General features: G+C 43.6%; 1 protein-coding gene. It reads left to right on the top strand.

Annotation, left to right across the window (positions count from 1 at the left end; all coding sequences use genetic code 11):
- Window positions 1–234, top strand: a 234-nt coding sequence (locus H2O73_RS21985; RefSeq protein ID WP_220457788.1) for a hypothetical protein, incomplete at both ends; no start/stop codon positions are given.

Below are 234 nucleotides of genomic sequence, written 5' to 3' on the forward strand. Positions count from 1 at the left end.
ATCAGCCACCTGAGGGTGCTGACAGTAATCCTCCTAACAAGGCCTCTTCAACCATTTCTGTAAGGAATAAACCTGCAGCATCTAAGGTTGAAGAATATCAAGCCAAGATGCCTTATCCTCAGAAACTCCGCAAAGCGGAACAGGATAAGCAATTTGCCCGCTTTGCAGACTATTTAAGGACTCTTGAAATAAAGATCCCGTTTGCAGAGGCACTTGAGCAAATAACTTCTTATG

This window comes from Vibrio marinisediminis (genome assembly GCF_014050145.1).
Lineage (GTDB): Bacteria > Pseudomonadota > Gammaproteobacteria > Enterobacterales > Vibrionaceae > Vibrio > Vibrio marinisediminis.